This window comes from Arthrobacter sp. 01T414 (genome assembly GCF_056398965.1).
On record NZ_JBFTQK010000001.1, the window covers coordinates 758,087 to 783,903 of the forward strand.

General features: G+C 67.9%; 24 protein-coding genes and 1 tRNA gene. 17 read left to right on the forward strand and 8 right to left on the reverse strand.

Translation table 11 applies throughout. The annotated features are described in order from the left end of the window. Positions 1-7: 7 nt before the first annotated feature. Positions 8-409 (forward strand): hypothetical protein, encoded by a 402-nt coding sequence (locus AC1DK9_RS03575; RefSeq protein ID WP_476915010.1) that lies wholly within the window; start codon positions 8-10, stop codon positions 407-409. Between the two features lie 62 nt (positions 410-471). Next, the gene (locus tag AC1DK9_RS03580; protein ID WP_476915011.1) at positions 472-2,313 is read left to right on the forward strand and encodes an ABC transporter ATP-binding protein; all 1,842 of its coding nucleotides are present in this window, start codon (positions 472-474) and stop codon (positions 2,311-2,313) included. Positions 2,314-2,364: 51 nt separating this feature from the next. Here AC1DK9_RS03580 and AC1DK9_RS03585 read toward each other — a convergent pair whose 3' ends face one another. Together AC1DK9_RS03585 and AC1DK9_RS03590 are read right to left on the reverse strand one after the other, a co-directional pair. Beyond that, entirely contained in the window at positions 2,365-2,973 is a 609-nt protein-coding gene (locus AC1DK9_RS03585; RefSeq protein ID WP_476915012.1) for a hypothetical protein, read from the reverse strand. Between the two features lie 151 nt (positions 2,974-3,124). Continuing rightward, a complete protein-coding gene (locus AC1DK9_RS03590; RefSeq protein ID WP_476862296.1) occupies positions 3,125-5,029 on the reverse strand; it encodes a S8 family peptidase in 1,905 nt (634 codons plus the stop codon). A gap of 274 nt (positions 5,030-5,303) precedes the next feature. Between AC1DK9_RS03590 and AC1DK9_RS03595 the strand changes: the two genes are divergently transcribed. From AC1DK9_RS03595 to AC1DK9_RS03630, 8 genes are all read left to right on the forward strand, one after another. Then, positions 5,304-6,440 carry a GuaB3 family IMP dehydrogenase-related protein gene (locus AC1DK9_RS03595; protein ID WP_476862295.1) on the forward strand — a complete coding sequence of 379 codons (1,137 nt, stop codon included), beginning with the start codon at positions 5,304-5,306 and terminating at the stop codon, positions 6,438-6,440. Between the two features lie 114 nt (positions 6,441-6,554). After that, positions 6,555-8,306: a glycerol-3-phosphate dehydrogenase/oxidase gene (locus tag AC1DK9_RS03600; RefSeq protein WP_476862294.1), complete on the forward strand. Its 1,752-nt coding sequence runs from the start codon at positions 6,555-6,557 to the stop codon at positions 8,304-8,306. A gap of 64 nt (positions 8,307-8,370) precedes the next feature. Then, positions 8,371-8,859: a PTS sugar transporter subunit IIA gene (locus AC1DK9_RS03605; protein WP_476862293.1), complete on the forward strand. Its 489-nt coding sequence runs from the start codon at positions 8,371-8,373 to the stop codon at positions 8,857-8,859. Positions 8,860-8,963: 104 nt separating this feature from the next. Continuing rightward, on the forward strand, positions 8,964-9,836 hold the full coding sequence (locus AC1DK9_RS03610) for an SURF1 family protein (protein WP_476915013.1): 873 nt from the start codon (positions 8,964-8,966) through the stop codon (positions 9,834-9,836). Further along, positions 9,833-10,345, forward strand: coding sequence for a DUF3817 domain-containing protein (locus tag AC1DK9_RS03615; protein WP_476862291.1), 513 nt, complete (start codon positions 9,833-9,835; stop codon positions 10,343-10,345). The genes AC1DK9_RS03610 and AC1DK9_RS03615 overlap by 4 nt, the downstream gene beginning before the upstream one ends. Positions 10,346-10,449: 104 nt before the next feature. Next, positions 10,450-12,039 carry a glutamine-hydrolyzing GMP synthase gene (gene guaA / locus AC1DK9_RS03620; RefSeq protein ID WP_476915014.1) on the forward strand — a complete coding sequence of 530 codons (1,590 nt, stop codon included), beginning with the start codon at positions 10,450-10,452 and terminating at the stop codon, positions 12,037-12,039. A gap of 222 nt (positions 12,040-12,261) precedes the next feature. Continuing rightward, positions 12,262-16,077, forward strand: a complete 3,816-nt coding sequence (locus AC1DK9_RS03625; RefSeq protein WP_476915015.1) for an AAA family ATPase — start codon at positions 12,262-12,264, stop codon at positions 16,075-16,077. Positions 16,078-16,134: 57 nt separating this feature from the next. Further along, positions 16,135-16,413: a hypothetical protein gene (locus tag AC1DK9_RS03630; protein ID WP_476862636.1), complete on the forward strand. Its 279-nt coding sequence runs from the start codon at positions 16,135-16,137 to the stop codon at positions 16,411-16,413. 31 nt (positions 16,414-16,444) lie between these two features. Here the strand turns inward: AC1DK9_RS03630 and AC1DK9_RS03635 are convergent, their stop codons facing one another. The 3 genes from AC1DK9_RS03635 to AC1DK9_RS03645 form a co-directional block, all read right to left on the reverse strand. Further along, the gene (locus tag AC1DK9_RS03635) at positions 16,445-17,203 is read right to left on the reverse strand and encodes an RcpC/CpaB family pilus assembly protein (RefSeq protein ID WP_476915016.1); all 759 of its coding nucleotides are present in this window, start codon (positions 17,201-17,203) and stop codon (positions 16,445-16,447) included. An 86-nt stretch (positions 17,204-17,289) separates the two neighbouring features. Continuing rightward, the gene (locus tag AC1DK9_RS03640; protein WP_476862945.1) at positions 17,290-17,541 is read right to left on the reverse strand and encodes an FmdB family zinc ribbon protein; all 252 of its coding nucleotides are present in this window, start codon (positions 17,539-17,541) and stop codon (positions 17,290-17,292) included. A gap of 137 nt (positions 17,542-17,678) precedes the next feature. Beyond that, the gene (locus AC1DK9_RS03645; protein WP_476862946.1) at positions 17,679-18,308 is read right to left on the reverse strand and encodes a 5-formyltetrahydrofolate cyclo-ligase; all 630 of its coding nucleotides are present in this window, start codon (positions 18,306-18,308) and stop codon (positions 17,679-17,681) included. A gap of 105 nt (positions 18,309-18,413) precedes the next feature. Between AC1DK9_RS03645 and galU the strand changes: the two genes are divergently transcribed. The 5 genes from galU to AC1DK9_RS03670 all read left to right on the forward strand — a co-directional run bounded on the left by galU (position 18,414) and on the right by AC1DK9_RS03670 (position 22,033). Further along, positions 18,414-19,319 (forward strand): UTP--glucose-1-phosphate uridylyltransferase GalU, encoded by a 906-nt coding sequence (galU, locus tag AC1DK9_RS03650; RefSeq protein ID WP_476862947.1) that lies wholly within the window; start codon positions 18,414-18,416, stop codon positions 19,317-19,319. 4 nt (positions 19,320-19,323) lie between these two features. Further along, complete coding sequence (locus AC1DK9_RS03655) at positions 19,324-19,965, forward strand: GNAT family N-acetyltransferase (protein ID WP_476862948.1); 642 nt, start codon at positions 19,324-19,326, stop codon at positions 19,963-19,965. 123 nt (positions 19,966-20,088) lie between these two features. Next, a complete protein-coding gene (locus AC1DK9_RS03660) occupies positions 20,089-21,033 on the forward strand; it encodes a hypothetical protein (protein WP_476915017.1) in 945 nt (314 codons plus the stop codon). A gap of 80 nt (positions 21,034-21,113) precedes the next feature. Continuing rightward, a complete protein-coding gene (locus AC1DK9_RS03665; protein WP_476862950.1) occupies positions 21,114-21,914 on the forward strand; it encodes an SDR family oxidoreductase in 801 nt (266 codons plus the stop codon). Positions 21,915-21,960: 46 nt separating this feature from the next. Continuing rightward, a tRNA-Ala gene (locus tag AC1DK9_RS03670) sits at positions 21,961-22,033 on the forward strand. A 56-nt stretch (positions 22,034-22,089) separates the two neighbouring features. Here the strand turns inward: AC1DK9_RS03670 and AC1DK9_RS03675 are convergent. From AC1DK9_RS03675 to AC1DK9_RS03685, 3 genes are all read right to left on the reverse strand, one after another. Beyond that, a complete protein-coding gene (locus tag AC1DK9_RS03675; protein WP_476862951.1) occupies positions 22,090-22,248 on the reverse strand; it encodes a hypothetical protein in 159 nt (52 codons plus the stop codon). Positions 22,249-22,476: 228 nt separating this feature from the next. Next, positions 22,477-22,818, reverse strand: coding sequence for a hypothetical protein (locus AC1DK9_RS03680; protein WP_476862952.1), 342 nt, complete (start codon positions 22,816-22,818; stop codon positions 22,477-22,479). A 496-nt stretch (positions 22,819-23,314) separates the two neighbouring features. Then, entirely contained in the window at positions 23,315-24,049 is a 735-nt protein-coding gene (locus AC1DK9_RS03685) for a hypothetical protein (RefSeq protein ID WP_476862953.1), read from the reverse strand. 373 nt (positions 24,050-24,422) lie between these two features. Here AC1DK9_RS03685 and AC1DK9_RS03690 point away from each other — a divergent pair, with 373 nt between their 5' ends. Next, a complete protein-coding gene (locus AC1DK9_RS03690; protein ID WP_476862954.1) occupies positions 24,423-24,884 on the forward strand; it encodes a GatB/YqeY domain-containing protein in 462 nt (153 codons plus the stop codon). 169 nt (positions 24,885-25,053) lie between these two features. After that, complete coding sequence (locus tag AC1DK9_RS03695) at positions 25,054-25,698, forward strand: hypothetical protein (RefSeq protein ID WP_476862955.1); 645 nt, start codon at positions 25,054-25,056, stop codon at positions 25,696-25,698. Positions 25,699-25,817 lie beyond the last annotated feature (119 nt).

Below are 25,817 nucleotides of genomic sequence, written 5' to 3' on the forward strand. Positions count from 1 at the left end.
GAAACCCATGACGCTGGAAACCGCCAAATCCAAGCTCTTGGCCGTGCAGCACGAGATTATCGGGATGGTCCCGGCCGAAGCGTCCGTTTCGGTTTTCGAGAATGACACCTCCAGCCTGATGCCCTGCAGCGGCGAGCAGAAGAAGTGGGCGGGGACCGGCCAGGTCGAGCTGCGCCCGGGCCTGGACCGCGCAAAGTTCCTGGACAAGGTCCGGGATTCAGTCTCCGTCCGCTCCGGCTGGTCGGCGACGGAAGGGAAGGACAACGACGGGAACCGCCGTGTGCAGCTGCGCCACGAAGACGGGACCCAGCTGCTGGTGTCTTTTTGGGACGGCCCGGAGAGCCTGCAGATCGACAGCTTCAGCGCCTGTTTCGAGTTCCCGGAGTACCAGTACGGGCAGAAATACTAGAGGGCCTGCGCGGCTGGACGTCCGTTGCGCGCACGGCCCCGCCCCGCAACTAGGCTGAAGCTATGTCCGAACTCCTGCCCGCGCGCGAGCCCAAGCGGAAACTGGCGCTGCGGCCCTACGCCCGGGCCGTGGCGCAGGTGCTGCGGGTCAGCTTCCAGGCCTCGCCTGCCGCCGTCGTGATGAAAGTGGTGGGCTCGTTGATCTCGGCGCTGCTGCCGCTGGTCACCACCTACTTCGCCGCGCTGACCACGACGGCGCTCGCGGCAGCGTATGCAGGAAATGCGGCCGCCGGGCAGCAAGCCATCGTCTACGTCATCATCACCGCGGCGCTCGGCCTGTTCTGGGGAGCCTTCAGCAGCGTGGACCGCTACATCCAGCAACTCATGAGCTTCCGGGTCGGCGCGATCGTGGGGGACCTGATGTACGAACGGTTCCTCGCCCTCGACTTCTGGCGCTACGACGACAAGGAGACGGTGGACCTGTACGACAGGGCGAAGCGCTTCTCCGATTCCTACGCCCGCGTCCTGGACCGGATCGCCGCGATCTTCACCCAGTTGGTCTCGGTGATCCTGGCCATCGGCGCGCTGCTGCTGGTCAGCTGGTGGATCGCCGTGATCGTCCTGGTGGCGATCGTGCCCAGCGTCTACCTGCAGTTCAAACTGTCCCGCGAACAGATTGCGCACTGGAACACCCAGGTTGACTCGCGCCGGCAGCGGCGGATGATCGAAACGAACCTGCTGCGCCCGCAACATATCGCCGAAATGCGGCTGTACGGGATCGTTGGTTACCTGATGGGGCTCCGGTCCCGGCTCCGGGATGCGGACGAAAAGCGCCGGCTCGACTTCCAGAAGCGCTACATCCCCAAACAGCTCGCCGCCGACGCCCTGCAGTACGGCGCCGAAGTGGTCTCGCTGATCTGGGTGGTGGGACAGATCATCGCCAGGGCGCAGCCGGTGGGGCAGTTCCTCTACGTCCAGCAGATTGTCAGCCGGGCCCTGTCCACGGCCAACAACCTGGTCTCATCCCTCAGTTCCATCGACGAGGACCTCGCCAACCTCAAGGACTACGAGCTGTTCATGGCGCTGCCGGTCCACTCCGAGCACGCCCCGCCCCTGCTTCAGGCGCCCCGGACCGTGGAACTGCGCGACATCCGCTTCACCTACACCGGCAGCGAGTTGGAAGTCATCAAAGGCATTTCGCTGACCATCCGGCAGGGCCAGCACATCGCCATCGTGGGGGAGAACGGGGCGGGCAAGTCCACCCTGATCAGGATCCTCGCCGGGCTCTACCGACCGGACTCCGGGCAGGTACTGCTCGACGGCGTCGACCTCGCCGCTGTCGACGTGAAGTCCTGGCACCGCCACCTGGCGGTGCTCAGCCAGGAGTTCCTCAAGTACGAGTTCGCCACGGCGGCGGAAAACATTATCTTCGGCGACGTCGATGCGCCGCGCGACGACGAGCGGATCCGCCGGGCCGCTGCCGATGCAGAGGCCCTTGAGTTCATCAACAAGCTGCCCAACGGGCTGGACAACCACGTCAGCAACTGGATGGAGGATCCCCGCGGGCGGAAGGGCAGCGGCCTGTCCGGCGGGCAGTGGCAGCGGCTGGCGATGGCCCGGAACTTCTACCGGGATGCGTCCTTCATGGTGATGGACGAACCGACGTCGGCGATTGACGCCCTGGCCGAGCACCGGATCTTCACCCGGCTCTTCGCCGACCGCAGCAGCACCATCATCGCCATCAGCCACCGGCTCGCGACGATCGAGAAGGCGGACATCGTCTACATGCTCGAAGACGGCAGAATCGTGGAACAGGGCACGCACAAGGAACTGGTGGCGTTGCGCGGGCGTTACTTCCGGATGTTCGAGTCGCAGCTCAGTGTGGACGAGGCCGAGGGCGTCTGAGCCGCGGCGCGTGCGCCGGCTGATTGCGGGCGCCGAAGGACCGGACGCGGCTCAGTCCCCGGAAACGATCGTGGTGCGGACCGTCGCAACCGAAGGCCGGGCCGGGACGCTGCTGAAACCGAACGTCACGGCCGGCCTGATCGGCACCAGGGGGCCTTGGTCTGCGCCGTCCCAGCGGACCCGGGCCCCGGTGATCCGGTGAAGATCGGTCACACCGTAGTACTCCCTCCGGCCGTTCCCGGCGGTGCCGGACGTCCGGGCACCCGGGCTGAGCAGGGTCGCCACCGGATTGATGGTCCGCAGCCAAGCCGGGTGGACAGCCAGCCGGCGGGGGACCGCCCGGAGGCCGAAACCCACCGCCGCCCTGGGGCCAACGCTTGCCTCGATGCTCAGCGGGCCGGCCGCGACCGACAGCCGGCGGCCGTCCAGGCCTGCGGCAACGTCCACGATCCGCACCTCGTCGAAGCTGTACGTGGCGGCAATGAAGTTCGCTACGTCGTCGGAGGGGGCCAGCAGCAGCCGTTGCCCGGTGTCCGTCTGGACCATGACGTCCGCGAAGGCCCCCAAGGGGGAGTCCCGCCAGATACCGACGACGGCCCGGAGACCGGAGGCGGCACCGATCCCGGCTATGTGTCCGTCAAAGATCCAGCGCTCAGCCATGGAGCCACTGTAGTCAACCCGCCGGGCGGACATGTCCTCCCCAGGCCGCGGCCAGTGGACATAATGCCGATATGCCCGTCCCCGCGCACAAAGAATGGGCATGTCCTCCCGGCGAGGGAGGGCATGCCCATTCTGTGCGGCGGACCAGAACCTAGGAGGTGGTCACCGAGGTGTCGTCAAGGTAGAAGTACGTGGCAAGGGAGGAATCTTCCACGCCGAGGAAACGCAGGGTGACGGACTTGCCCTTGAACGCGGACAGGTCCAGCGTCTTCAGGACGTACCCTGTGGACTGGTTCAGGTTCGAGTAGGTGGCCAGGGTCGTGGTCACCCCGCCGCTGATGACCTGGACCTTCAGGGTGTCGTACGCGGAGCCGGTGGTTGTCTCGTCCGTAAGCGTCTTCAGGTAGAAGGACAGCGAGGAGCCGCTGACCGAAGACGGGATGGAAAAGGCCTGGTCCAGGGTGTACGAGGTTGACTTGCCCCAGCCGTTCAGCCCCGCGAAGCCGCTGCCGCTGCGGGCAGCGGTGCCGGTTTCGAAGGTGTCCGTCTGGTTGGAGGTCCAGGACGCCGAGCCGCTTTCAAAGCCGGGGTTCAGCAGCAGGTTGCCCGACGGCGGTGGCGGAGTGCTTCCGCCGAGCAGGCCCATCGTGGCGGTGGCGTCGGAGAGACCCGCGCCGCAGCCCTTGGTGCAGCCGCCGGGCATGGCCCGGGTGCCCTGCCGGAGCGTGGACTCCACCTGGGCCGGCGTGAGTGAAGGTGACTTGGACTTCATCAGGGCGACGAGTCCGGCCACGTGCGGGGTCGCCATCGAGGTGCCCTGGTAGTAGGCGTAGCCGGCCGCTGCCGGCGTCGTTGTTCCGGTGTTGAGCGTGGAGAGGATGCCGCCGCCGCTGACGCTGGTGTCGCCGCCCGGGGCGGTGAGGTCAACGGTGGCGCCGTAGTTGGAGTAGTACGAGAGGGAACCGCTAGGGTTGCTGGCGGCCACGGTCACCACCGAGTTGCAGTTGGCCGGACGGAAGCCGGAGGCATCCTGGTTGCTGTTGCCCGCGGCCACCACGACGGTGGTGCCCCTGGACACGGCGGAGTCGATGGCGGCCTGGTAGGTGGTGCCGCAGGCCCCGGAACCGCCCAGGCTCATGTTGATGACCTTGGCCGGATTGGCGTTGGCGGGGATTCCGGAAACGGTGCCGCCGGAAGCCCAGATGATGGCGTCCGCGATGTCGGAGAGCGAGCCGCCGCACTTGGCCAGCACCCGGACGGGCAGGACCTTGGCGTTGGGAGCGACTCCGGCGACGCCGGCGGCGTTGCCCGTCACGGCGGCGATGGTGCCGGAGACGTGCGTGCCGTGCCAGGAGGAGTTCCCTGCCGTGGTCTGCCCGCATTCGCCGGCCGCGTACCAGTCACCCTGGTCCTGCGGGTTGGAATCGCGGCCGTTTCCGTCGCGCGCGGCAGTGGCATCCGACACGAAGTCGTAGCCCGGCAGCACGTTGGCGTCGAGGTCCGGGTGCGCCGTGATGCCGGTGTCGATCACGGCCACGGTGGATCCGGACCCGGTGGAGACATCCCAGGCGCCGGGGATCCGCATGCCRTTGGTGCCGGTGAAGTCCCACTGTTCCCCGTAGCGGGTGTCGTTCGGGGTCAGCACGGCCGTCATGCGGGCGTCGGGCTCGACGGCGTTGACGGCTCCAGAAGCGACGATGGCGTCCATGAAGTCCGTGGCGGCCTGGTCGGACAAGGCCTTGTCGGAGGAGATCAGGGTTGCGCCGGTGGCCAGGGCGCGAAGTTCCCGCACGCTCACCCCTTGCTGCTTCGCGGCCTTACCCCAGGCGTTCGCCCGGCCGTTGGGGGTGGCGTTGCCCGGCGTCTTCTTGAAGCTGACGATGAACTGCGTGTACGCCTCGCCGGCGTTGACGTCCGGCGCCGGTGCGGTCTCCGAGGCGACCGGGCCCGTGACGGGGGCCGCGAGCACCGGGGAGACGGCGAGGGTCATGGTGCCAACGACGGCCGCCAGCGAGAGGGCCAGGACGCGCGAGGTCCTGCGTGATGCACTTCCCATGGGTTCTGCTTTCTATAACCGGGCATTGCGGAATGCCCGGAACTGGGTGGGGAGGCCGCCGGGCGAAATCCCCGGGCGGCCGAAAGTAAACGTAAGGGCATTTTCACGATTTGTAAACTATTGACAAAATCGGTCAAGTCAGTGTGAGCTATCGATTATTTCGGAGTGCTTCGCGGCGTCGAACGGGGCCTGCCGGCGAGGGCTGCCGCGCTCCGACCGGCGGGGCAGCCCGGGCCGATGCCGGGTCCCGGGCCGGGTCAAGTAAAGTGGGGACGTGACTTACGAGATTGAGATCGGCCGTGGCAAGCGTGGGCGTCGTGCCTACTCCCTGGATGACATTGCGATCATCCCCAACCGACGTACGCGTGATCCCAAAGACGTCTCCGTCTCCTGGCAGATCGATGCCTACAAGTTCGACATGCCAGTCATTGCCGCGCCGATGGACTCCGCGATGTCCCCGGAAACCGTCATTGCGCTCGGCCGGCTCGGTGGCCTCGGCGTCCTTGACCTGGAGGGCCTCTGGACCCGCTACGAGGATCCGCAGCCGGTCCTGGACCAGATCGCAGCGCTCCAGAACGAGACGAACAGCCCCGCCGTCACACGCCGCATGCAGGAGCTCTACCAGGCTCCGATCCAGCCCGAACTGATCACCTCGCGGCTGGCCGAGATCCGCGCCGCAGGGGTAACCGTGGCCGGCTCGCTGACGCCGCAGCGCACCCAGGAGCACTACAAGACCGTCGTCGCCGCCGGCGTGGACATCTTCGTCATCCGCGGCACCACCGTCTCGGCCGAGCACGTCTCCAAGGACCACGAGCCGCTGAACCTCAAGCAGTTCATCTACGAACTCGACGTCCCGGTCATCGTGGGCGGCGCGGCCGGCTACACCCCGGCCCTGCACCTCATGCGCACCGGAGCCGCCGGCGTGCTGGTCGGGTTCGGCGGGGGAGCCACCACCACCACCCGCCGCGCGCTGGGCATCCACTCGCCGATGGCCTCCGCCATCTCCGACGTCGCCGCCGCCCGCCGGGACTACATGGACGAATCCGGCGGACGCTACGTGCACGTCATCGCCGACGGCGGTATGGGCACCTCGGGCGACGTCGTCAAGGCCATCGCCATGGGCGCCGACGCCGTCATGCTCGGCAGCGCCCTGGCCCGCGCCGAAGAGGCCCCCGGCAAGGGCTGGCACTGGGGCCAGGAAGCCCACCACCTCGAACTTCCGCGCGGCGACAGGGTCAATGTCGGCACCGTCGGACCGCTCCAGGAAGTCCTTTTCGGACCCGGCCACCACACCGACGGGACCTCGAACCTGATCGGCGCGCTGCGCCGCTCAATGGCGACCACCGGCTACTCGGACCTGAAGGAATTCCAGCGCGTCGACGTCGTCGTCTCGCCCTACGCCGGCAACTGAGCCCTGCGCCGGCGGGGCCACAGCCTTTCGCCGGCGCAGCTAAAGCCCTGCCCATCCGGAGAACTTGGAAGTAGTGTGGTGCACTACGAGGTTTGATCCGGATGGAGGCGTGAGATGAACAGTTTTCCCGGTGGTGCTCCCTTGGCAGGCGGCGCGCTCGGGCCCGCGGAACGCGAAGCGTCCCTCGCGGTGCTCAAAGCCAGCACCGAGCCCGGCAAGGAACTCGACATCCTGATCGTGGGCGGCGGCATCGTCGGTGCCGGAGCCGCCCTGGATGCCGTGACCCGCGGCCTCAGCGTGGGCATCGTGGAGGCCAACGACTGGGCAGCGGGAACCTCGTCGCGGTCCTCGAAGCTCATTCACGGCGGCCTGCGGTACCTGGAGATGCTCGACTTCGCGCTGGTCAAGGAGGCCCTGCACGAGCGCGGCCTGATCCTCTCCGTTCTCGCCCCCCACCTTGCCCGGCCGGTCCCGTTCCTCTACCCGCTCACCAAGCGCTTCGTGGAACGGCCCTACGTCGGCTCCGGCATCATCCTCTACGACGCCATGTCCATCACCGGCGGCCACAGCCGCGGCGTCCCGTTCCACAAGCACCTGAGCAGGCGCGGCACGCTGCGGGCGGCGCCCAGCCTCAAGGACGACGCGTTCGTGGGCTCCATCCGCTACTACGACGGCCAGGTCGACGACGCGAAATACGTCGCCAACCTCGTCCGCACCGCCGCCTACTACGGGGCGCACGCGGTGAACCAGATGGCCGTGGTGGACTTCCTGCGCGAGGGCGAACGGGTGGTGGGCGCCAAGGTCGTCAACCATGAGGACGGCTCCAGCTTCAACATCCGGGCCAAGCAGGTCATCAACGCCACCGGCGTCTGGACGGACGAAACCCAGGCCATGGTCACCGACCGCGGCCAGCTCAAGGTGCGGGCCTCCAAGGGAATCCACCTGGTGGTGCCGAGGGACCGTTTCCAGTCCACGGTGGGTCTGATCCTGCGGACCGAGAAGTCCGTGCTGTTCGTCATTCCCTGGGGCCGGCACTGGATCATCGGCACCACGGACACCGACTGGCACCTGGACAAGGCGCACCCGGCGGCGTCCAGCAAGGACATCGACTACATCCTCGAACACGTCAACAAGGTCCTCAAACGGCCGCTGACCCGCGAGGACGTCGAAGGCGTCTACGCGGGACTGCGCCCGCTGCTGGCCGGGGAGAACGACTCGACGGCCAAGCTGTCCCGCGAACATGTCGTGGCCCACCCGGTGCCGGGCCTTGTCGTCGTGGCCGGCGGCAAGTGGACCACCTACCGGGTCATGGCCAAGGACGCCGTGGACGAGGCAACCCGCAGCATGGACGAACGCGTCCCGCCGTCGTGCACCGAATCCATCCCGCTGCTGGGCGCCAGCGGCTTCAAGGCCGCCTGGAACAAGCGCAACCGGATGGCCGAGGAGACCGGCGTCCATGTGGCGCGGATCGAGCACCTGCTCAACCGCTACGGCTCGATGGCTCCGGAGGTGCTGGCGCTGATCGGAGAGAACCCCGAACTGGCCGAGCCGCTGCCCGGCGCCGACGATTACCTCGCGGCCGAGGCTGTGTACGCCGCCAGGTTCGAGGGTGCCCGCCATGTCCAGGATGTGCTGACCCGCCGGACCCGGATCTCGATCGAGGCGTGGGACCGCGGTGTGTCCGCCGCGCCGGTAGTCGCTAAACTGATCGGTGAGGTTCTCGGCTGGAGCGATGCGCAGCGCGAGAGCGAGATCAAGCACTACCTGGCACGGGTCGACGCGGAACGGTTGAGCCAGGAGCAGCCGGACGACGAATCCGCCGACGCCGCGCGAATGGGCGTCGAGGACATCGTCCCGCTGCGCTGACCGGGGACGCCGCAAGGCGCACCACCAGTCGGCGTGCACCGACGCCACTTCGAAGGGACACCTCTTGGCGGAACCACTGGACAGGTACGATGCCGACCTCACCACGCCGCAGATGGTGATCCTGGAGCTCGATGCGAAGGACAAGTTCGACGCCGCCGCCCAGCTCGCGCAGCGGATGTATGACGCCGGCCGGATCTCCGACCTGGAGGGATTCCTCGGCCACGTCAACGCCCGCGAACACCAGTTGGCCACCGGGCTTCCCGGCGGCGTCGGCCTGCCCCACGCCCGCAGCGAGTACGTTTCCCGCACCTCCATCGCCGTGGGGATCACCAAGTACGGCAAGGCCCTGGACTTTGGCGCGGCCGACGGCCCGGCCACCGTTGTCCTGCTGATCGCGACGCCGGCAAGTTCCTTCTCCGACCACTTGGAAGTGCTGGCCACGCTGGCACGTTCGCTGTCCAAGGAGTCCTTCCGGGAGTCGCTGCGCCGGGCCTATGATCCCGAGGTCATCTCGGAACTGATCAATTCGTCCCTGGTGTTCTTCGACCACTAGAGATTGGGGCAGGCCCTTTCGTGTCGACTCCGTCGCCACGTAGGGACCTGAACCCGGGCCGCCCCGTTTCGTTGTTCTACACGCGGACGAAGTACGGTTAAGGGGTGTTGAAAACCGCCCTCAAACCCCGCTGGATCGCAGGCCTCGTGCTGGCGATCGTGATTTCCGGGGTCTTTGTGCTGCTGAGCCAGTGGCAGTTTGGCCGCTCCACGCGGGCCGAGGCGCCGGTTTCCACGGGGACCGAGGACGCCCGCCCGCTGACCGCGGTGCTGAAGCCGGGCCAGTTCTTCCCGGGCACGGCGTCCGACCAGGTGGTCAACGCCACCGGCAGCTATGACCCGCGGAAGCAAGTCCTGGTGCCGGGCCGGATCCACGACGGGGCCAAGGGCTTCTGGATCGTCTCCGCCTTCGCGGTGCAGGGCGCCCCCGCCCTGTCCGGCGCCGGTGCCTCGCCGCAGACCTGGATTCCGGTGGCACGGGGCTGGGTCGCCGACCCGGCGGATGCCACGGTACCGCCGTCGGGCACCATCGAACTCACCGGCCGGTTGATTCCTTCGGAGGCGCCGCTGCCCAACACCGACGCCGGCCCCGGGCGTGCCACCGCAGTCTCCGTTGCGGAACTCATCAACCTCTGGGACGTCAGCAGCTACCCCGGGTTCGTGGCCGCCAGCGCCGAGCGCTCCGGGGGCGCCGACGTGGCCGCCGCCGGCGCCGTCAAACCGCTCAACATTGGTCCGCAGCCGCCGGCGCAGACCGTGAACTGGCTCAACCTCTTCTACGCCGCTGAGTGGGTGGTCTTCGCCGGCTTCGCCCTGTTCATCTGGTGGCGGCTGGTCAAGGACGACTATCGCCGCGGCCTCGAAGACGCCCAGGATGAAGCGGCCGCCCGGCTCGCTGCCTCGGGCGGCCCCGAGGGCGCTGCTTCCCCCGAAGATTCCCCCGAATCCGACCCAACCAATCCGAGAGTGCAATCATGATCGAGCCCCAGCCGGCCATCCAGCCGCAGCAGTCCAACGGAACGGGTAACGCCAACGGCAAGAAGCGCCGCTTCGGCGGCACCGAGGCGCAGATCCGCTCCGCCCTGAAGTTCTACAAGGTCCTCGCCTACCTGACGGGCTCCATGCTTCTCCTGCTCTGCGCGGAGCTGATCGCGCGCTACGTCTTCGGCCAGTATCTTTTCGCCGGCGGCACCAACGCCGTCACCGGACAGCCGTTCGGCTTCGGGTTCGCCGACGCCGATCCGGCCGGAGTGATAAACGGAGTGAACCTGTCCGTGACGGTGCTGATCGTGCACGGCTGGATGTACGTCGTCTACCTGATGTCCAATTTCCGGCTCTGGTCGCTCATGCGCTGGCCCTTTGCCAAGCTCATCATCCTGGCGCTGGGCGGCGTCGTGCCGTTCCTGTCGTTCTTCGTGGAGAAGAAGTTCCACGCCGAGGTGGAGGCCGAACTGGCCGCCAACCCGCAGGCTCCGCAGCGCTACTGAGCCGGCCCCTGACTGGCCCCTGAACCGGGGAATTACCCTGTGAGTTCGCTTACCCGGGGCTTCTCAATGTGCGGGGGACCGGGGGTGCAAAGTAGGCTAGGACAGTGACCACTTCCACTGCATCCCAGACGTCCCAAAGGCCTGTCCTGGTTGTTGACTACGGTGCCCAGTACGCGCAGCTGATTGCCCGCCGCGTCCGGGAAGCGAATGTGTATTCGGAAGTCGTTCCGCATACCTACAGCACCGAGCAGCTGCTGGCCAAGAACCCGGCCGCCATCATCCTCTCCGGCGGCCCCGCCAGCGTCTACGCCGAAGGTGCCCCGAGCGTGGGCGCCGACCTGTTCGAGGCAGGTGTGCCGGTGTTCGGCATCTGCTACGGCTTCCAGGCCATGGCCAACGCCCTGGGCGGCAAGGTGGCCCGGACCGGCCTGCGCGAATACGGCGCCACCGAGACCACCACCATTGGCGAAGGCCGCTCCATCCTGGAGGGCATGCCGCAGCACCAGAGCACCTGGATGAGCCACGGCGACTCCGTCCACGAAGCCCCGGAGGGCTTTGAGGTCCTCGCGACAACGGCGGGCGCCGACGTCGCCGCCTTCGCGAACGAAGAGAAGTGCCTGTACGGCGTGCAGTGGCACCCCGAGGTGAAGCACTCCGCCTACGGCCAGCAGGTTCTCGAGAACTTCCTCTTCAAGGGCGCCAAGCTGGAACCGAACTGGACCACGGGCAACATCCTCGAGGAACAGGTCGCCCGGATCCGCGAGCAGATCGGTGACTCCCGGGTCATCTGCGGCCTCTCCGGCGGCGTTGACTCCGCCGTCGCCGCAGCCCTGGTGCAGCGTGCCGTCGGCGACCAGCTGACCTGCGTCTTCGTGGACCACGGACTGCTGCGCGAGGGCGAAGCCGAGCAGGTTGAACGCGACTTCGTGGCCGCCACCGGCGTTAAGCTTTACGTCGCCAACGAGCAGGAGCGCTTCCAGGCCGCGCTGGCCGGCGTCAGCGACCCGGAAACCAAGCGCAAAATCATCGGCCGCGAATTCATCCGCGCCTTCGAAGAAGCCGAACTGGCCATCATCGCCGAGGCCGCCGCACACGGCGAAAAGATCAAGTTCCTCGTCCAGGGCACCCTGTACCCGGACGTCGTCGAATCCGGCGGCGGCGAGGGAGCTGCGAACATCAAGAGCCACCACAACGTGGGCGGCCTGCCGGAAGACCTTCAGTTCGAGCTCGTGGAACCGCTGCGTGCCCTGTTCAAGGACGAGGTGCGCGCCGTCGGTGCCCAGCTTGGCCTGCCGCAGGAAATCGTGGGCCGGCAGCCCTTCCCGGGCCCCGGGCTCGGCATCCGGATCGTTGGCGAGGTGACCAAGGAGCGGCTCGACCTGCTGCGCAAGGCCGACGCCATCGCCCGCGCCGAGTTGACCGCGGCCGGCCTCGACAATGAGGTCTGGCAGATGCCCGTGGTGCTGCTGGCGGACGTCCGCAGCGTCGGGGTGCAGGGCGACGGCCGCACCTATGGCCACCCGATCGTGTTGCGTCCGGTGTCCTCCGAGGACGCGATGACGGCGGACTGGTCGCGGCTGCCCTACGAGCTGCTCGCCCGGATCTCCAACCGGATCACCAATGAGGTGGACGGCGTCAACCGCGTGGTGCTGGACGTCACCAGCAAGCCGCCGGGAACCATCGAATGGGAATAGCGTTGTGAATGGCCGGCCTCCTCGGAGGCCGGCCATTTTCTTTTGGCCAAGCGGCTTCGGCGAAGCAATTTGCCCACGAATTTGGTGTGTGCCAGTGTTGCGGCCCCGCACCAACGCCCGATTCGGGCTAACCTCGAAAACATGCCGGTATGGTCCAGGGCGTCCCGCGCGAACCCAGAAGCCGCGAACACAGAAACCGTGAGCACAGAAAAGAAGGCAGCAGTGTCAGTTGGTCAAGGCCACCCCGAGGGCTCCGAGGAGTTTAGGAAATGGCTGTCGGGTCTCAAACCCGTCACCGGAGCAGACACCATGCTGCGCTTTACGAAGACGCCTGAAGGCTCCATAGACCTGACCCACGCGCACCCTTCCGGCCTGGCCCAGCTGATGGCCGGGCGACGGACCCGCCTGTCGACCCTGATCCGCGACCGCCAGCAGTACGTCGTCGCCGCCCGCGCCTCACGCAACCTCCGTTCCAAGATCTTCGAGCTCGCCAACGACCGCGGCATCGACGCCGGCTACTTCTCGGCCGGCACCGTCGTCTGGACCTCCGCCGTCGGGGGCAAACCGCAGCGCGTCTCCGCGCCGGTCATGCTCACCGCCATCTCCCTCACCGTCCGCCCCGGCGAGGACGACTACGAACTGCAGCTCACTGAGCAGGCCCGGATCAACCCGGCCCTGGTCCGGCACCTGAAGACCATCCACGGCATTGTGTTCGACGTCAACGCCGTAACCCGGATGGCCTACAGCACGGCCCGATTCGACCCGCAGCCGGTGCTCGACCGCCTGGGCACCCTGATCCAGCCGATCCACGGCGCGGAAATCGAGCACAACCTGCTGGTCTCCACGTTCGCCGACCTCTCCGGCAACCTGGACGACCCGTGGATCAACCAGGCCAACCCGACCGTGGCGGCCCTCGGCCGCGCCGCTGCCGGCGCACCCGTCGACGTCCCCCCGCTGGAGGAGGGACGCTTCCCCAGCACGGATGAGCGCAGCCCCGCGGACGAACTCCTGCTGCTCGACGCCGACACGGACCAGCAGTACGTCGTGGACGCCGTCCGTGCCGGCGACTCACTCGTGGTCAGCAGCCCGCCGGGAACCGGCCAGACCCAGACGGCGATCAACACCATCGGTGCGCTGGTCGACGAAGGCAAGAGCGTCCTGGTCGTAGGCGACCGCCGCGCCAGCCTGGGCGAGGTCTCCGCCCAGCTGGAGGCGCTGGGGCTCGAGTCGCTGCTCGTGCAGCTCGCCGGCAACTCCACGCCCCTGATGCTCAAGGGTCAGCTGGTCCGCGCGATCGTCCGCAACGAAAAGTCGCTCGAACCGCAACTGGCGAACCTGCACTCCACCCTGACCGAGCACCGTCACGCCCTGATGGACCATGTCGCTTCCCTGCACAACGTCCGGGCGCGCTGGGGATGCTCGCCGTATGAGGCGATGCAGTCGCTCGCCGCGCTGACCGCCATTCACCCGGCGCCGGCCACCACTGTCCGGCTCAAGCGCAGCGTGCTGGACAGCATCCGGGACCGCGCCGAACTCGCGGGGCGGCTCAAGCGGGCCGCGGAGCTGGGCAGCTTCAGCCGGGCCTCCACCATGAGCCCGTGGCACGGCGCGCGGCTGCTGACGCGCAAGGAGACCCAGGAGGCGCAGCAGGTGGCCCGCTCCGTCGCGGAGAAGCTCCCGCAGTTGCGCGAACGGATGAACGGCGTCGCTGAACACGCCGAGATCCGCCTTGGCGAGACGTTCGCCGAGTGGGGGGACCAGATCGAGCTGCTGGTCGCCGTCCGGGAAAGCCTGGACAAGTTCACCCCCGACATTTTCGACCGGCCCGTCCATGATCTGATTTCGGCTACCGCCCCGTCCTCGTGGCGCCGCGAACGGAACATCGAAATGGCGTCCATGCAGCGCTCCCGCCTGCGGCGCGTCGCCAAGGAGTACGTCCGTCCGGGCGTGCACATCGCGGACCTCCACAGTTCGCTGGTGCTGGTCCAGGAGCAGCGGGCAAGCTGGTCCGGTTACGCCACCACCCAGCGCCACCCGGCCGTCCCATCCGGGCTGGCCGAGATCACGGCCCTGTACCGTGAGCTGGAGTCCGAGCTGAGCGAGCTGAGTGCGGCCGTGCGGCACACGGCTGCCGGCGGAGCCGTCCGGGAGACCCCGTACGAGGAACTGATGGAGCGCCTGGAACGCCTCGTCGCGGACACCGGCACGCTGGAGACCCTGCCTGAGCGGACCCTGCTCGTGGAGAACATGCGCGAGCACGGCCTGGGCGAACTGCTCGCGGACCTCGCCGAGCGCGAGGTGCCGGCGGAATCGGTGGCCGCGGAGCTTGAGCTGGCCTGGTGGCAGTCCGCCCTCGAAGCCATGATCAGCGGCGACGACTATCTTGCGATGTCCGACGGCGATGCCCTCCGCCAGCTCGAAGCGGAGTACCGCCTCGCGGACAACGCCCACATCGCCAGCGGTGCCGCCCGGCTGCGCTGGAAACTCGCGGAACGGTGGCGCGCCGCCCTCAGCGAGCACCCCCGGCAGGCCGACCTGCTGCGCAGCCTGCTGAAGGACGGACGGGTGACCCCCGCGGCGCTGACCGCGCAATCGCCGGAGCTCGTGCCCATGCTGGTGCCGGTCTGGTCCGTCAGCCCGTACCTCATGACCAGCCTGCTGCCGGCCGAACAGCGCTTCGACGCGGTGGTGATCCTGGATGCCGAGGCCACCTCGCTGCAGGCCGTGCTGCCCGCCGTCGCCCGCTCCCGGCAGGTCATTGCCTTTGGCGACGACAAGATCGCCAGCCCCCGCGGCTTCACCGTAGGGGTCGAGAGGCTCGCCGCCGGCGAAAACTCACACCAGCCCGTGGAGAGTGCGTACCAGGCACTCGCCGCGGTGCTGCCGGTCTGGAAACTGAGGACCGTCTACCGTGCCGTCGACGAGGACCTGGTCCGGCAGCTGAGCAAGGGATTCTACGACGGCGGACTCCGCAGGCTTCCGGAGGGGCAGTCAGCCACCGGGCTGGACCGGGCCCTGACGGTGGAGTACCTGCCGGACGGGACCGGCCTGCCGAGCGCCGACCACGACGGCGTCGAATCGGTGGTCGCCGAAGTGAACCGCGTGGTGGAACTGGTCTTCGAACACGCAAGGCTCCGCCCGCGCACTTCGCTGGCCGTTGTCACCGGCAGCCTGCGCCATGCCGCCCGGATTGGCGAGGCCATCCGGCGGCAGCTGCCCAACTACCCGCTGCTGGGGAGCTTCTTCACCGCCGGCGACGAATCGTTCCGGGTGGTGGACCTTGAACGGGCCCAGGGACTGGTCCGCGACCATGTCATCTTCTCGCCCGGTTACGGCCGCACCCCGCACGGGCGTGCGCTGCACAGCCTCGGCCCGCTGTCAGCCGAGGGCGGCCGCGCCAAGTTCGCACTCGCGATGACCCGGGCCCGGCGCTCACTGCACGTATTGAGCTGCTTCCGGCCTGAGGACCTGGACGTCACCCGCCTGAGCCACGGAGCGGTGGACTTCTACGAACTCCTGGACCGCGAAATCGCGGGCAACTCCGATCTGGGGAGCCCGGCGTCACGTGCCGCGGCCAGCGAGCAGGCCCTCGGCGCCGACCCGCTGGTGGCCGATCTCGGCGACCGGCTCCGTGCCCGCGGTGCGCGGGTCTGGCACCAGTACGACGGCGTCCTGGACATGGTTGCCGCTGCCGACCCGATGCACACCATCGGCCAGGACGACGCAGAGATTCCCCGCCCGGTTGCCATCGAGTCGGACGGCACCGAACGGTACCGGCGGATGACGGTGCGTGAGCGCAGCCGCCTCCGCCCGCAGCTGCTGGAGCGCATGGGCTGGCGGTACATGCCACTATGGACCATAGAGGTCTTCACCGATCCTTCCGCCTGCGCGGACCGGATCGGCGGCTACCTCGGACTGGAGAAGCCGGTGGCATCGAGCCGAACGCGCACCTCGCCCGGCTTTTCCGACGACATCGAGAACCTGAGCGTCGAAGACGTACAGGAAGCCTACGCCCCGGCCACCGCGGACCGGAGCTAGGCCGCGGCCGGTGCCGCTCAGCAGGGAACAGTTATTCGCAGCAAGGAGGCCGGCAGCATGAGCGCAGACGCCGAGAACGACAAGCACAAACAGCGTCACGGTGGTGACGCGAACCGGTCCGGCGACTCGGACGCAACCACCCCGGACGCGTCCGTGCCGAGCCAGGATGCAGGTTCCGGGAAGTCAAAGGGTCAGCCGGCATCCGGTGCCGCGGTATCCGGGGGAGTGCTGCCGAACAAGGCGGCCGAAGACGATCCGCGACGCTGGGGCGACCAGCCCGGCAGCTACGATCACGACGCCTGGCTCAAGGAACAGCGCCCACCACATTGGGGCTGACCGGCGCACCGGTGAGCCGGCGATCCTCCGCCTAGCCGGACCCGGCCCCGACCAGGACGAAGAACAGCTTGCCCTGGGTGGAGGATCCGGCGAGTTTCCGGGCCTGGTCCCGGTCCGCTGCCACCACCATCAGGCCGTCCGTCTCCCCGGCGTCGAGCCATGGGTCGGCACGTCCGCCCTGGGCGGAGGTCCACAGGACCGGAACCGCCGACGCGAGCACCCGGGGTGCTGCTGCCTTCCCGTAGCCGTCGCCGCTCGTCATGACGACATTGACCAGCTGGCCGGGGGAGACCAGCTGGATCGAGGCTGGGTCGGCCATGCGAAGGGGCACGGCCGCCGAACCCGGCGGGCTGCCGGCCAGCAGCCCCGGGCCAACAAGCTGGGTGTCGGAGAACAGCTGGCCTTTGCGCAGCGCCACGGCCAGCTGCTTTCCCTGCAGTGCTTCATGGCCAGGCGAGCCTGCGGGGACAACGCCGGGCGGAACCTGGACGGCGACGACGTCGGCCGCATCCAGGACCCGGCCGGCCGGGAGATCCCTTGCGGCGGCCCACGCCGGGACGGTCGCGTCCGGCGCAGGCGTTAGCTGGTGCACGGCGATGCTAGCGGCCAGGCACAGCAGGAGGGCTATGGCCAGCCGGCGGTGTCTGCCAGCCCAGCCGCGGAAGCGCCGCCGTGCCGGGTACTTGCGGCCGGCTCCGGGACGGAAGGGGCCGCGCCGGAGCCCTGGAGGTGCCGATTCTGAATGCGGCGTCGATTCGGAGAAAAGTGCGCGGCGGCTGCGGTGGGCCATGCCGCCACGCTACGTTGAGCCCGTCGGCAGGCATCAGCCCCGGGCGTCGCTATGTGGACAACCGCGGGCGTGCAGCCCGTCTGGTCCTAGCTGGCGGCGGCGGAAGCCGGGGCGGAACTCGCGGTGGCTGCCGGAGCGGGGGCGACGGCGCTGCCCTTGGAGTCCCGTGAGTCGGTCCGGTAGAAGCCGGAGCCCTTGAATACGACGCCGACGCTGTTGAACTTCTTCCGCAACGTACCCTGGCATTCCGGGCAGGTCGTCAGGGAGCTGTCCGTGAAGGACTGCACGGTCTCGAAGGCGTGGCTGCAGTCCTTGCAGGCATATGCATACGTGGGCACTGGGATTCCTCCTCTTGGACAAACGAGCAGGTCCCGGGCTGTCGAAGCGGCATCTCCGTCACCGGAACCGGTGAGCGAGGAAACCGCATTAGCAGTCGCAGGGCCTGAGTGCCAATTCTATCACCCGCCGGCTGCCGCTAGGAAAGCGCGGACAGCGGGACCAGCCCGCCGGGCGTCAAGGCGGCAGCCACCTTCCGGTCGAAGGACTCCGCCGGGATGCTGCCGGCGGCGAGCACCTCCGCGTCGTAGACGACCGCCGCCGTCGGCGGTGGCCCATCGGTGCCCTGGGAAGCCTCGGCGGGAAGGGCGGCCAGCGCCGCCAGAAACTTGTCGTAATAGCCGCCGCCTTGGCCGATCCTGTTGCCCGAGCGGTCCAGGGCCGTGGCGGGCAGGAAGATTCCGGCAGCCCCTCGAACCGCGGAGGTGCCGAGCCGTTCACCGGTTGGTTCCTGGATCGGCGCATAGCGGCTGCGGACAAACTCCGAGGCAGGGGTCCAGTACACCCAGCTCAGCGCCAGTTCGGGCTCGCAGACCGGCAGCAGCACCCTGTGTCCCGCATTATGGAGGGCGGCCAAGAGTGGAAGGGTGGGCGGTTCGGAGCCGACTCCCAGGTAGGCGGCGAAGGTGCTCGAACCGCCGTTCGCCAGAGCGGAGGCCCAGGCCAGTCCATGGCGGCCGATGGCCGCTCCGGCGGCGTCCCGTTCTGCCGGCGACATTGACGCCCGACGCAGCCGGTGGAGGGCGCGGATCTCTTCCTTGGTGCTCATGCTGTGGCGTCCTTTCGCGCGGGCGGCACCCGGTTCAGGGGCCGCGGCTGCCGTGCCGACGGAGACAATTACCTGATGTTTTGCCCCCTCGGTTAGATTAGTCGAGTGATTACACCCAACGCCTCGGTCCGCAAGGCCGTCATTCCCGCTGCAGGCCTCGGCACCCGCTTCCTTCCCGCCACCAAGGCGATGCCCAAGGAGATGCTGCCCGTCGTCGACAAGCCGGCCATCCAGTACGTGGTTGAGGAAGCCGTGAACGTGGGCCTCAACGACGTCCTGATGATCACCGGACGCAACAAGCGCGCCCTTGAGGACCACTTCGACCGCGTGCCCACGCTGGAGGCGACGCTGGAGGCCAAGGGCGACACCGACAAGCTGGAGTCCATCCAGGCCGCGAGCAACCTGGGCGACATCCACTACGTCCGGCAGGGCGACCCGATGGGCCTGGGCCACGCAGTGCTGCGCGCCAAGCAGCACGTTGGCTACGAACCTTTTGCCGTGTTGCTTGGTGACGACCTCATCGATGCCCGCGACGAACTGCTCAGCACCATGATCGAGGTCCAGGCGAAGACCGGCGGCTCGGTCGTGGCCCTGATCGAGGTAGACCCGTCGCAGATCAGCGCCTACGGTTGCGCCGACGTCGAGGCCGTTGAGGGCGAGGAGTACGTCCGGATCAAGCAGCTGGTCGAGAAGCCCGACGTCGACGAGGCCCCGTCGAACCTGGCCATCATCGGCCGCTACGTCCTGCACCCGGCGGTGTTCGAAGTCCTTGAGCGGACCGAGCCCGGCCGCGGCGGCGAGATTCAGCTCACCGACGCCCTGCAGGAACTCTCCGCCGGCGAAGGCGAAGGCTACGGCGTGTACGGCGTCGTCTTCCGCGGCCGCCGCTACGACACGGGTGACAAGCTCAGCTACCTGAAGGCCTGCGTCCAGCTCGCCTGCGACAGCGACGACCTCGGCCCCGGCCTGCGGGCCTGGCTGCCCGGCTTCGCTTCCAGCCTGACGGAATAGTCCCGTGGGGGGCAGCTTCAACTGGCCGGTGACCCTGGAGTGCGGCGACCTCGTGCTGCGTCCGATCCGGTACCGGGACCGCAAGGAGTGGAGCGAGCTTAGGTCCCGCAACGAAGCGTGGCTGGCCCCCTGGGAAGCTTCCAATCCCGTACCCGGGGGCGGGCTGCCCGATTACCGGCAGATGGTCCGGTCGCTGAAGACCCAGGCGGCGCAAGCCACCGCCCTGCCTTTCGTCATCACGGCCTGGACCCCCGGGTTCAAGGAACCGGTAATCGTTGGACAGTTGACTGTCTCCTCCATCGTCTGGGGCTCGGCCATGATGGCCACCCTCGGTTACTGGGTGGACCAGGACAGGGCTGGCCAAGGCATAGCCCCAACCGCCGTCGCGATGGCGACCGACTACTGCTTCCGCACGCTGGGGCTGCACCGGATGGAGATCAACATCCGTCCGGAGAACCGCCCAAGCCTGCGGGTGGTGGAAAAACTCGGGTTTCGCGACGAGGGATACCGGCCGCGTTACCTGCACATCAACGGCGCATGGGCGGACCACCGCACCTTCGCGCTGACTTCGGAGGAAGTCCCGGGAGGCCTGCTGGCCCGGTGGCTGGAAACGCGTCCCGCACAGGCTCCCGAAACCCCCGCCTGACCAGCCGTTTCGTCATATATCCAGTGATTTGGCAGTTGCCTCGCGACACACCGGTGCCAATGCCGCCCGCCCCGCCGTCTTGCTCATACGGTTTTGACTGTGGACTTCCCTCTTAGCAGCTCAGTGATCCTTGTCATTGCTGTCGCGCTCTGGATCGTATGGGTGGCTCCCTACATGCTGCGGAACGGCCGCCCCCAGCTGCAGCCTGCAGTGGAACTCCGGATGAACACCGTGGATGTAGAAAACGCAGACCCCCAAGCCGGAAACGTCATGAAGATGGCGGCCCCGGAGGAGACACCGATGACGAGTACGCAGCGCCCCGAGCCAGCCCCGGGTTTCCTTGAACCCGGCGATCGGGAGCCGGCGGCTCCGGCTTTCCGTATCCGCTACGGCCGCCTGGTACTTGCCGTGGCGGGGCTGATCTCGCTCCTCACCGGCATCGTCTCGGCGGCGTTGCGCCTTTTTGGCATCGGCTCGGGCTGGCTGCCCGCCGCCACACTGTTTGCCGCCGTTGCCGCGGTCTTTTTGCTGCGCAGGCTCGCGGTGCGGGACCGGCGGCGCAAGGTTAACGCCGCGTTCCGCTCGGCCATGGGCGCCCCGGCCCGGTCCGCTTCCGAGGAGGCGGCCCCGGTGCGTTCCGAGGTTGTCCGTGAAGCTGCTGGCCCCGCGAAGGAGAGTCCGCTCTTTGACGCCGAGGCCGGCGCCGCCGAGCCCCAGGATGCCCCCAAGCCTTTGACTGCCGACGAACTGCGGCAGGCGGCACTGGCGGAGGCCGCCGCCTCCGGCGACACGTCCGTCCGCCGGGTGGGCGATCCGTCCTCGGCTGAAGGTTCCAGCTGGGAGCCGGTGGAGGTCCCCAAGCCGACCTACGTGGAGGCGCCCAAGGCGGAACGCCCCGCCCCGCAGCCGCTGGACCTTCCGGAAGCACCGAAAGCCGTTGGCAAGCCCTCGCTGAAGCAGGCCACCGTCCGGCAGCCGGATGCCGTTGCTGCCGAGTCGAAGACGGTGGGCAAGGGGCAAAGCGCCCTGAGCAACCTCGACGACGTCCTGCAGCGCCGCCGCGCCTGACCCAAACGCTCCGCCCCGGGCAGCCGACCCATCGGCCGCCCGGGGCTTTTTTGTTGCCCCCGGCAGTTATCCTGACGAGCATGACGAGAATCTGCGTAGCAGGGGGAACCGGGCAGGTAGGCCGGGAAGTGGTGCGTCAAGCTGTAGCGGAGGGACACCGCGTGACGGTACTCAGCCGCCGCCCGCCCGTGCCAGGAGAGGCCGGCAGGCACGACGGCGCGGAGTACTTCCGCGGGGACGTCAGCACGGGGGAGGGGCTGGCCTCGGCGCTGGCGGGAGCCGACGTCGTCATCGATTGCCTCGAGGGGCAGTCCGGCCGGGCGCTGAAAAACTTCGCCGCCGGCGGGGCGCGGCTGCTGGCCGCCGCCCAGGACGCCGGCGTCACGAAGGCGGTCATGCTCTCGATCGTCAATTGCGACCGGAGCAGCTTCGGCTACTACCAGTCCAAAGCGGCCAAGGAACAGATCTACGAGCATTCCGGTCTGGAAACCCGGGCGCTTCGGGCCACGCAGTTCCATTCCTTGCTTGCCCGACTCTTTGCCGCCGGCGCGAAGGTTCGGTTGATTCCGGTGGTCAAGGGTGCCCGGTTCCAGCCGATTGCGCCCGTAGAAGTGGCCACCGCCCTGCTGGAGGCCGCCCTGGCGGCCCCCTCCGGCGTCCGGCATCGCGTCCGGACTATCGGCGGCCCCGAGATCGTCGGGATGCGAGGGTTGGCTGAATGCTGGCAGCAGGCGACGGGGGCGCGCGGGCGCCTGCTGGAGTTCCCGTTGCCCGGCGGCATGGGCCGATACCTGCGTGCCGGACTCAACCTTGTGCCGGAGGAGCGACACGGCACGCTGACATTCGAGGGCTGGCTGGCAATGCAGGCCGATAGTTTGTAGCCTAGGAACGTTGAGAACGCCGTTCCTCCGGGAGCGGCGTTGTTGCGGGGCTATAGCTCAGTTGGTAGAGCGCTTCGTTCGCATCGAAGAGGTCAGGAGTTCGAATCTCCTTAGCTCCACAATTTGCAGGGGTTTTTGAGCGCCTGTGTGCGTGGAATAAGGCGGCAGGTACGAGTCAGGGATTGCCGTCACTGCCCACGGGATACCCCAGGCGCGCCAGGTAGTCCAGAACCTCGTACGGCCGCTGGGTCAGGAAGCACCACGGCATGTTCTCCTGGGCAAGGATGCGCACCCGCGTCCACGGAGCCAGGGCATCCGGTGGAGTGACGTACACCTCCCGAACGGCCGAACGTTCGACTCTCCATGGGCCAAAGAATCTCTCGAGCCAGCGAAACCTCATGCTGAACTCAATAGAGGAGCCGGTTGCCGTCATTAGGATCCACGGCCCGGACACCCTTTGCAGCTTGCCGGGCCACTCTAGTCCGCCGTGAAATTGACCAGTCATTTGAACACCCTAAATGGATTGAAGGAAAGCCGGGGCTGGGGCGCGCTCCCCGCAGGCTCAGGGGCGGAACGTCCGCTCCTCGATGATCTTGTCGATCTCCTCTTCGGGAGGACATGGCTGGTCATCGACCGGGCATTGGCCGTGCGCCAGCGGGCCATCCAAGCCGCCGACGGCCTCGATACACATCGTGCAGAGGTTGGACGCGTCCACCATGATGACCGGATCCGGATCCTGGAAGCCGCAGAAAGACCTCCGCCAGTCCAGGTCCCGGCAACAGACAATGTGGGCGAACATTCCGGGGTCGTCGCCGCGCTTGAACTTGACCTCCCACGCCGGGGTGCGGACGAGCTCGAGTGTGCCGGCATCGTCAACGGCCGTATCGGTCCGGGTTTCCTTCATGGTGCCTGCTCTCACACTGCTGCCAGGAACATTGCTAACCGGATCATATGCGGACGGCCGTTGCCGGTCGATGGTCTCGGAGAGGCCGGCCTCGCCAAGACCGCCCGCCGTCGAAATCCTTCCGTTCAACGCGGTCGCCGGGGAGGAGGCGCAGCGCAGGGCCAGGCGCCGCGGTGCTCACTGCCTGCGCCACGTGGCTACAAGGGCCGACCGTAGGGGTAATCCACCCATGGTCCGGCCCCTTCTTTCGGGCAGGCTCTGTCGGCGCCCTTGACCGTGCTCCAGTAATCAGCCGGGTACCGGGCTCCCTGAAGGACGGCGTCCAAATGGACTCCGTACTCCTCGCGCCCATCGGCGAATCTGACGTCATAGCGGATGCTGCGGTACCGGGTCTTCAGCCAGCGGCGCTGCTTCCATGATGCGGTGGCCCGGACTGCGACTGGCAAGGGAGTCTCCATGGCTTCATTTTGGCAGAGAGGAATCGCTGTCTCCGGCCTCAGGAGCCGAGGTGCAGATCCTCGGCGATCTGATCGGTGCTCCACTCCGGGCCCGGCGCGGAGCCGTCCGGGTCCTGGAGGAATTTGCCCAGTTCGGCTTCCGCAGTGGCGATGTCGGTGACGTACTGGGCGGGGATGGTGCCGGTGAGTCCGCCCACAGGGACGGCGACCGTTTCGGTGCCTGTCTCACCGGGCCGTTCCAGGATCGCCCAGGTTCCGACCTTGTCGGCGTCGGGTGTCCGATGGCAGACGACGCCGTCCGCGCTGCCTGAGGCGTCGAAGCGTGCCGCGCCGTGTTCGACGATGAGCCGCCAGTTCTTCTTCCCGTCCAGAGAGTGCAGGGCAGCCAGGGCCGCCTTCCGCACTTGGGGGACGGCGGCATAGCCCTTGCCGTCCACGGTCCACGGGTAGGTCGCTTTCTCTCTGGTGGCCAGCGCGCGCCAGGCGACCCCGAGGTTCGCTCCGGCGCCGAAGCCGAAGAACCAGCCAATGAAGTATTTGCCCAACATGAAGGTGATGACCATGAACGCCAGAAGAACCAGGTGCACCATCCAGACCCGGGGCACGCCGAAGCGCAGGAACACTGCGCCGGCGATGAGCCCGGCCGCAAGCAGCCCAAGCTCCAGCGCGGGCTGTTGGGCAGGCCGGAACACTATCAACGCCAAGGTGGCGGCGAACACGACGCCTCCGACGATCGAATAATTCCTCGTGTCGTTCCTGGAACGCTTCGGCACTGTCTCTCCTTGTCATGGCGGCATGGGGTGACCTCTGCCGTTTACCCTTCACGCTAGCCGTGCGGGCCGCCAAGGGTGGGACGAAACCCGCCGAGGAGGGCCAACCAGATCGGGTCTCCTGCCTTGCTGGGACGGCGCGGCGTTCATAAGCTGACGGGGGTCTGGAACCCGGAGGCGCGAAGTCCAAAAAGAGTTGGAAGCCGATGGATGCTGACGGCCTACAATCCACGAGCAGGGTCTTCTTGTGCACGGACTAGATGGCATGCACTGTGGGAGGGGCCGACTCGCGCCCCGGGTACTTGGTTCGTCCCCACGCTCCCGGGGGAAACTGGTCAGTAGAGCACCGCTGAACGCGCTAGGAAAGAGGAACGCCATGACGCTCAAGGATCGCCTGAAACAAGACGTGGTCACCCACATGAAGGCCGGCAATAAGACGGCGCTGACTACCGTCCGGAATGTCCTGGGCGAGATCAGCACCCGGGAGAAGTCCGGTAAGACCCCGGTTGAGCTCGACGACGCCCAGGTGACCTCGCTCCTGCAAAAGGAGGCCGCCAAGCGGCGCGATACCGCCCGCATCTTCACCGAAGCAGGCGAAACCGACCGCGCCGCCGCCGAGCTCGCCGAAGCGGAGATCATCGAGGCCTACCTGCCCAAGGCCCTCTCCCGCGAAGAGGTCGAAGCGATCGTGGACAACGCCATCGCCGCCCTGAAGGCCGACGGCCAGGAACTCACCACGCGCTCCATCGGCGCGGTGATGAAGCCGGTCACCGCCGAGGTTGCCGGCCGCTTCGACGGCAAAAGCGTCAGTGAGATTGTCCGTAGCCGCCTGGCATGACACCCAGCGGAGCCTGCCTTCCTCGGCGGCTGCCCATGGTTTTCCCAAGGAAATCCGCAGGAATCCCCGTCCCGTCCCGCGGCGCGGTTTCTGTTCGGTAACGTTGCGCCCGGCTGGATGTGCGTAAGCGCCGGCCCCCTCAACGTACGCACTTTGGAAGGACCATCCCTTGGCAGGAATCTTCACCTGGCTCAGCGCCCTCGGTACCGCTGGCAAGGCCACTGTTGTTGCCGCCGTCGTCGTCACTGGCGGCGCCGGAGCCGCCATGGCTGCCACGGTCACGGAGCTGGGCTCGGAACCCACCGCCACCGTCTCGCCGGAGCTCACGGCCACTGAGACCCCGACGGCGGATCCCACGGTCGAGCCGACCGCCGAGCCCACCGAGACCGAGACGGCTCCGGCCCCGGAGCCCACCGAGACCGAGACTGCGCCCGCCCCGCAACCCTCCGAGACCGAGACTGCGCCCGCACCGGAGCCCTCCGAGACCGAGACCGCTCCGGCCCAGGAGCCCACCGACGGTGATGACGCCGACGAGGCCGGGGAAGACCGGACCAAGGAACACGAGAAGTCCTCGGAACATGGCAACAGCGCCTGGGCGCACCAGAACGCCGCAGCGCACCGAGCGGCCGGGCTCGCCACAGCCGCCCAGCACCACAACGAGCACGCCGCCACCCCGGCCGTTCCCTCCTACGGCGCCGGAGCGGCGACCGCGGCCGTTCATGCGCCCGCGCCCGCCGTTGCGCCGAAGGCCGTTCCCGCCCAGCACGGCGAGTCCGGGCATGGCAAGGCCGAGCACGGCAAGTCCCGCAAGTAGCCGCTAGCCCGAAGTAGCCCGAAGACCCCGTACCGCTTAGCGGTGCGGGGTCTTCGTTGTTCCCAGATGCGGCACCGCAGCCCGCGCCGGGCGCTCCCGTGTCCGGCGGCCACGCCGGT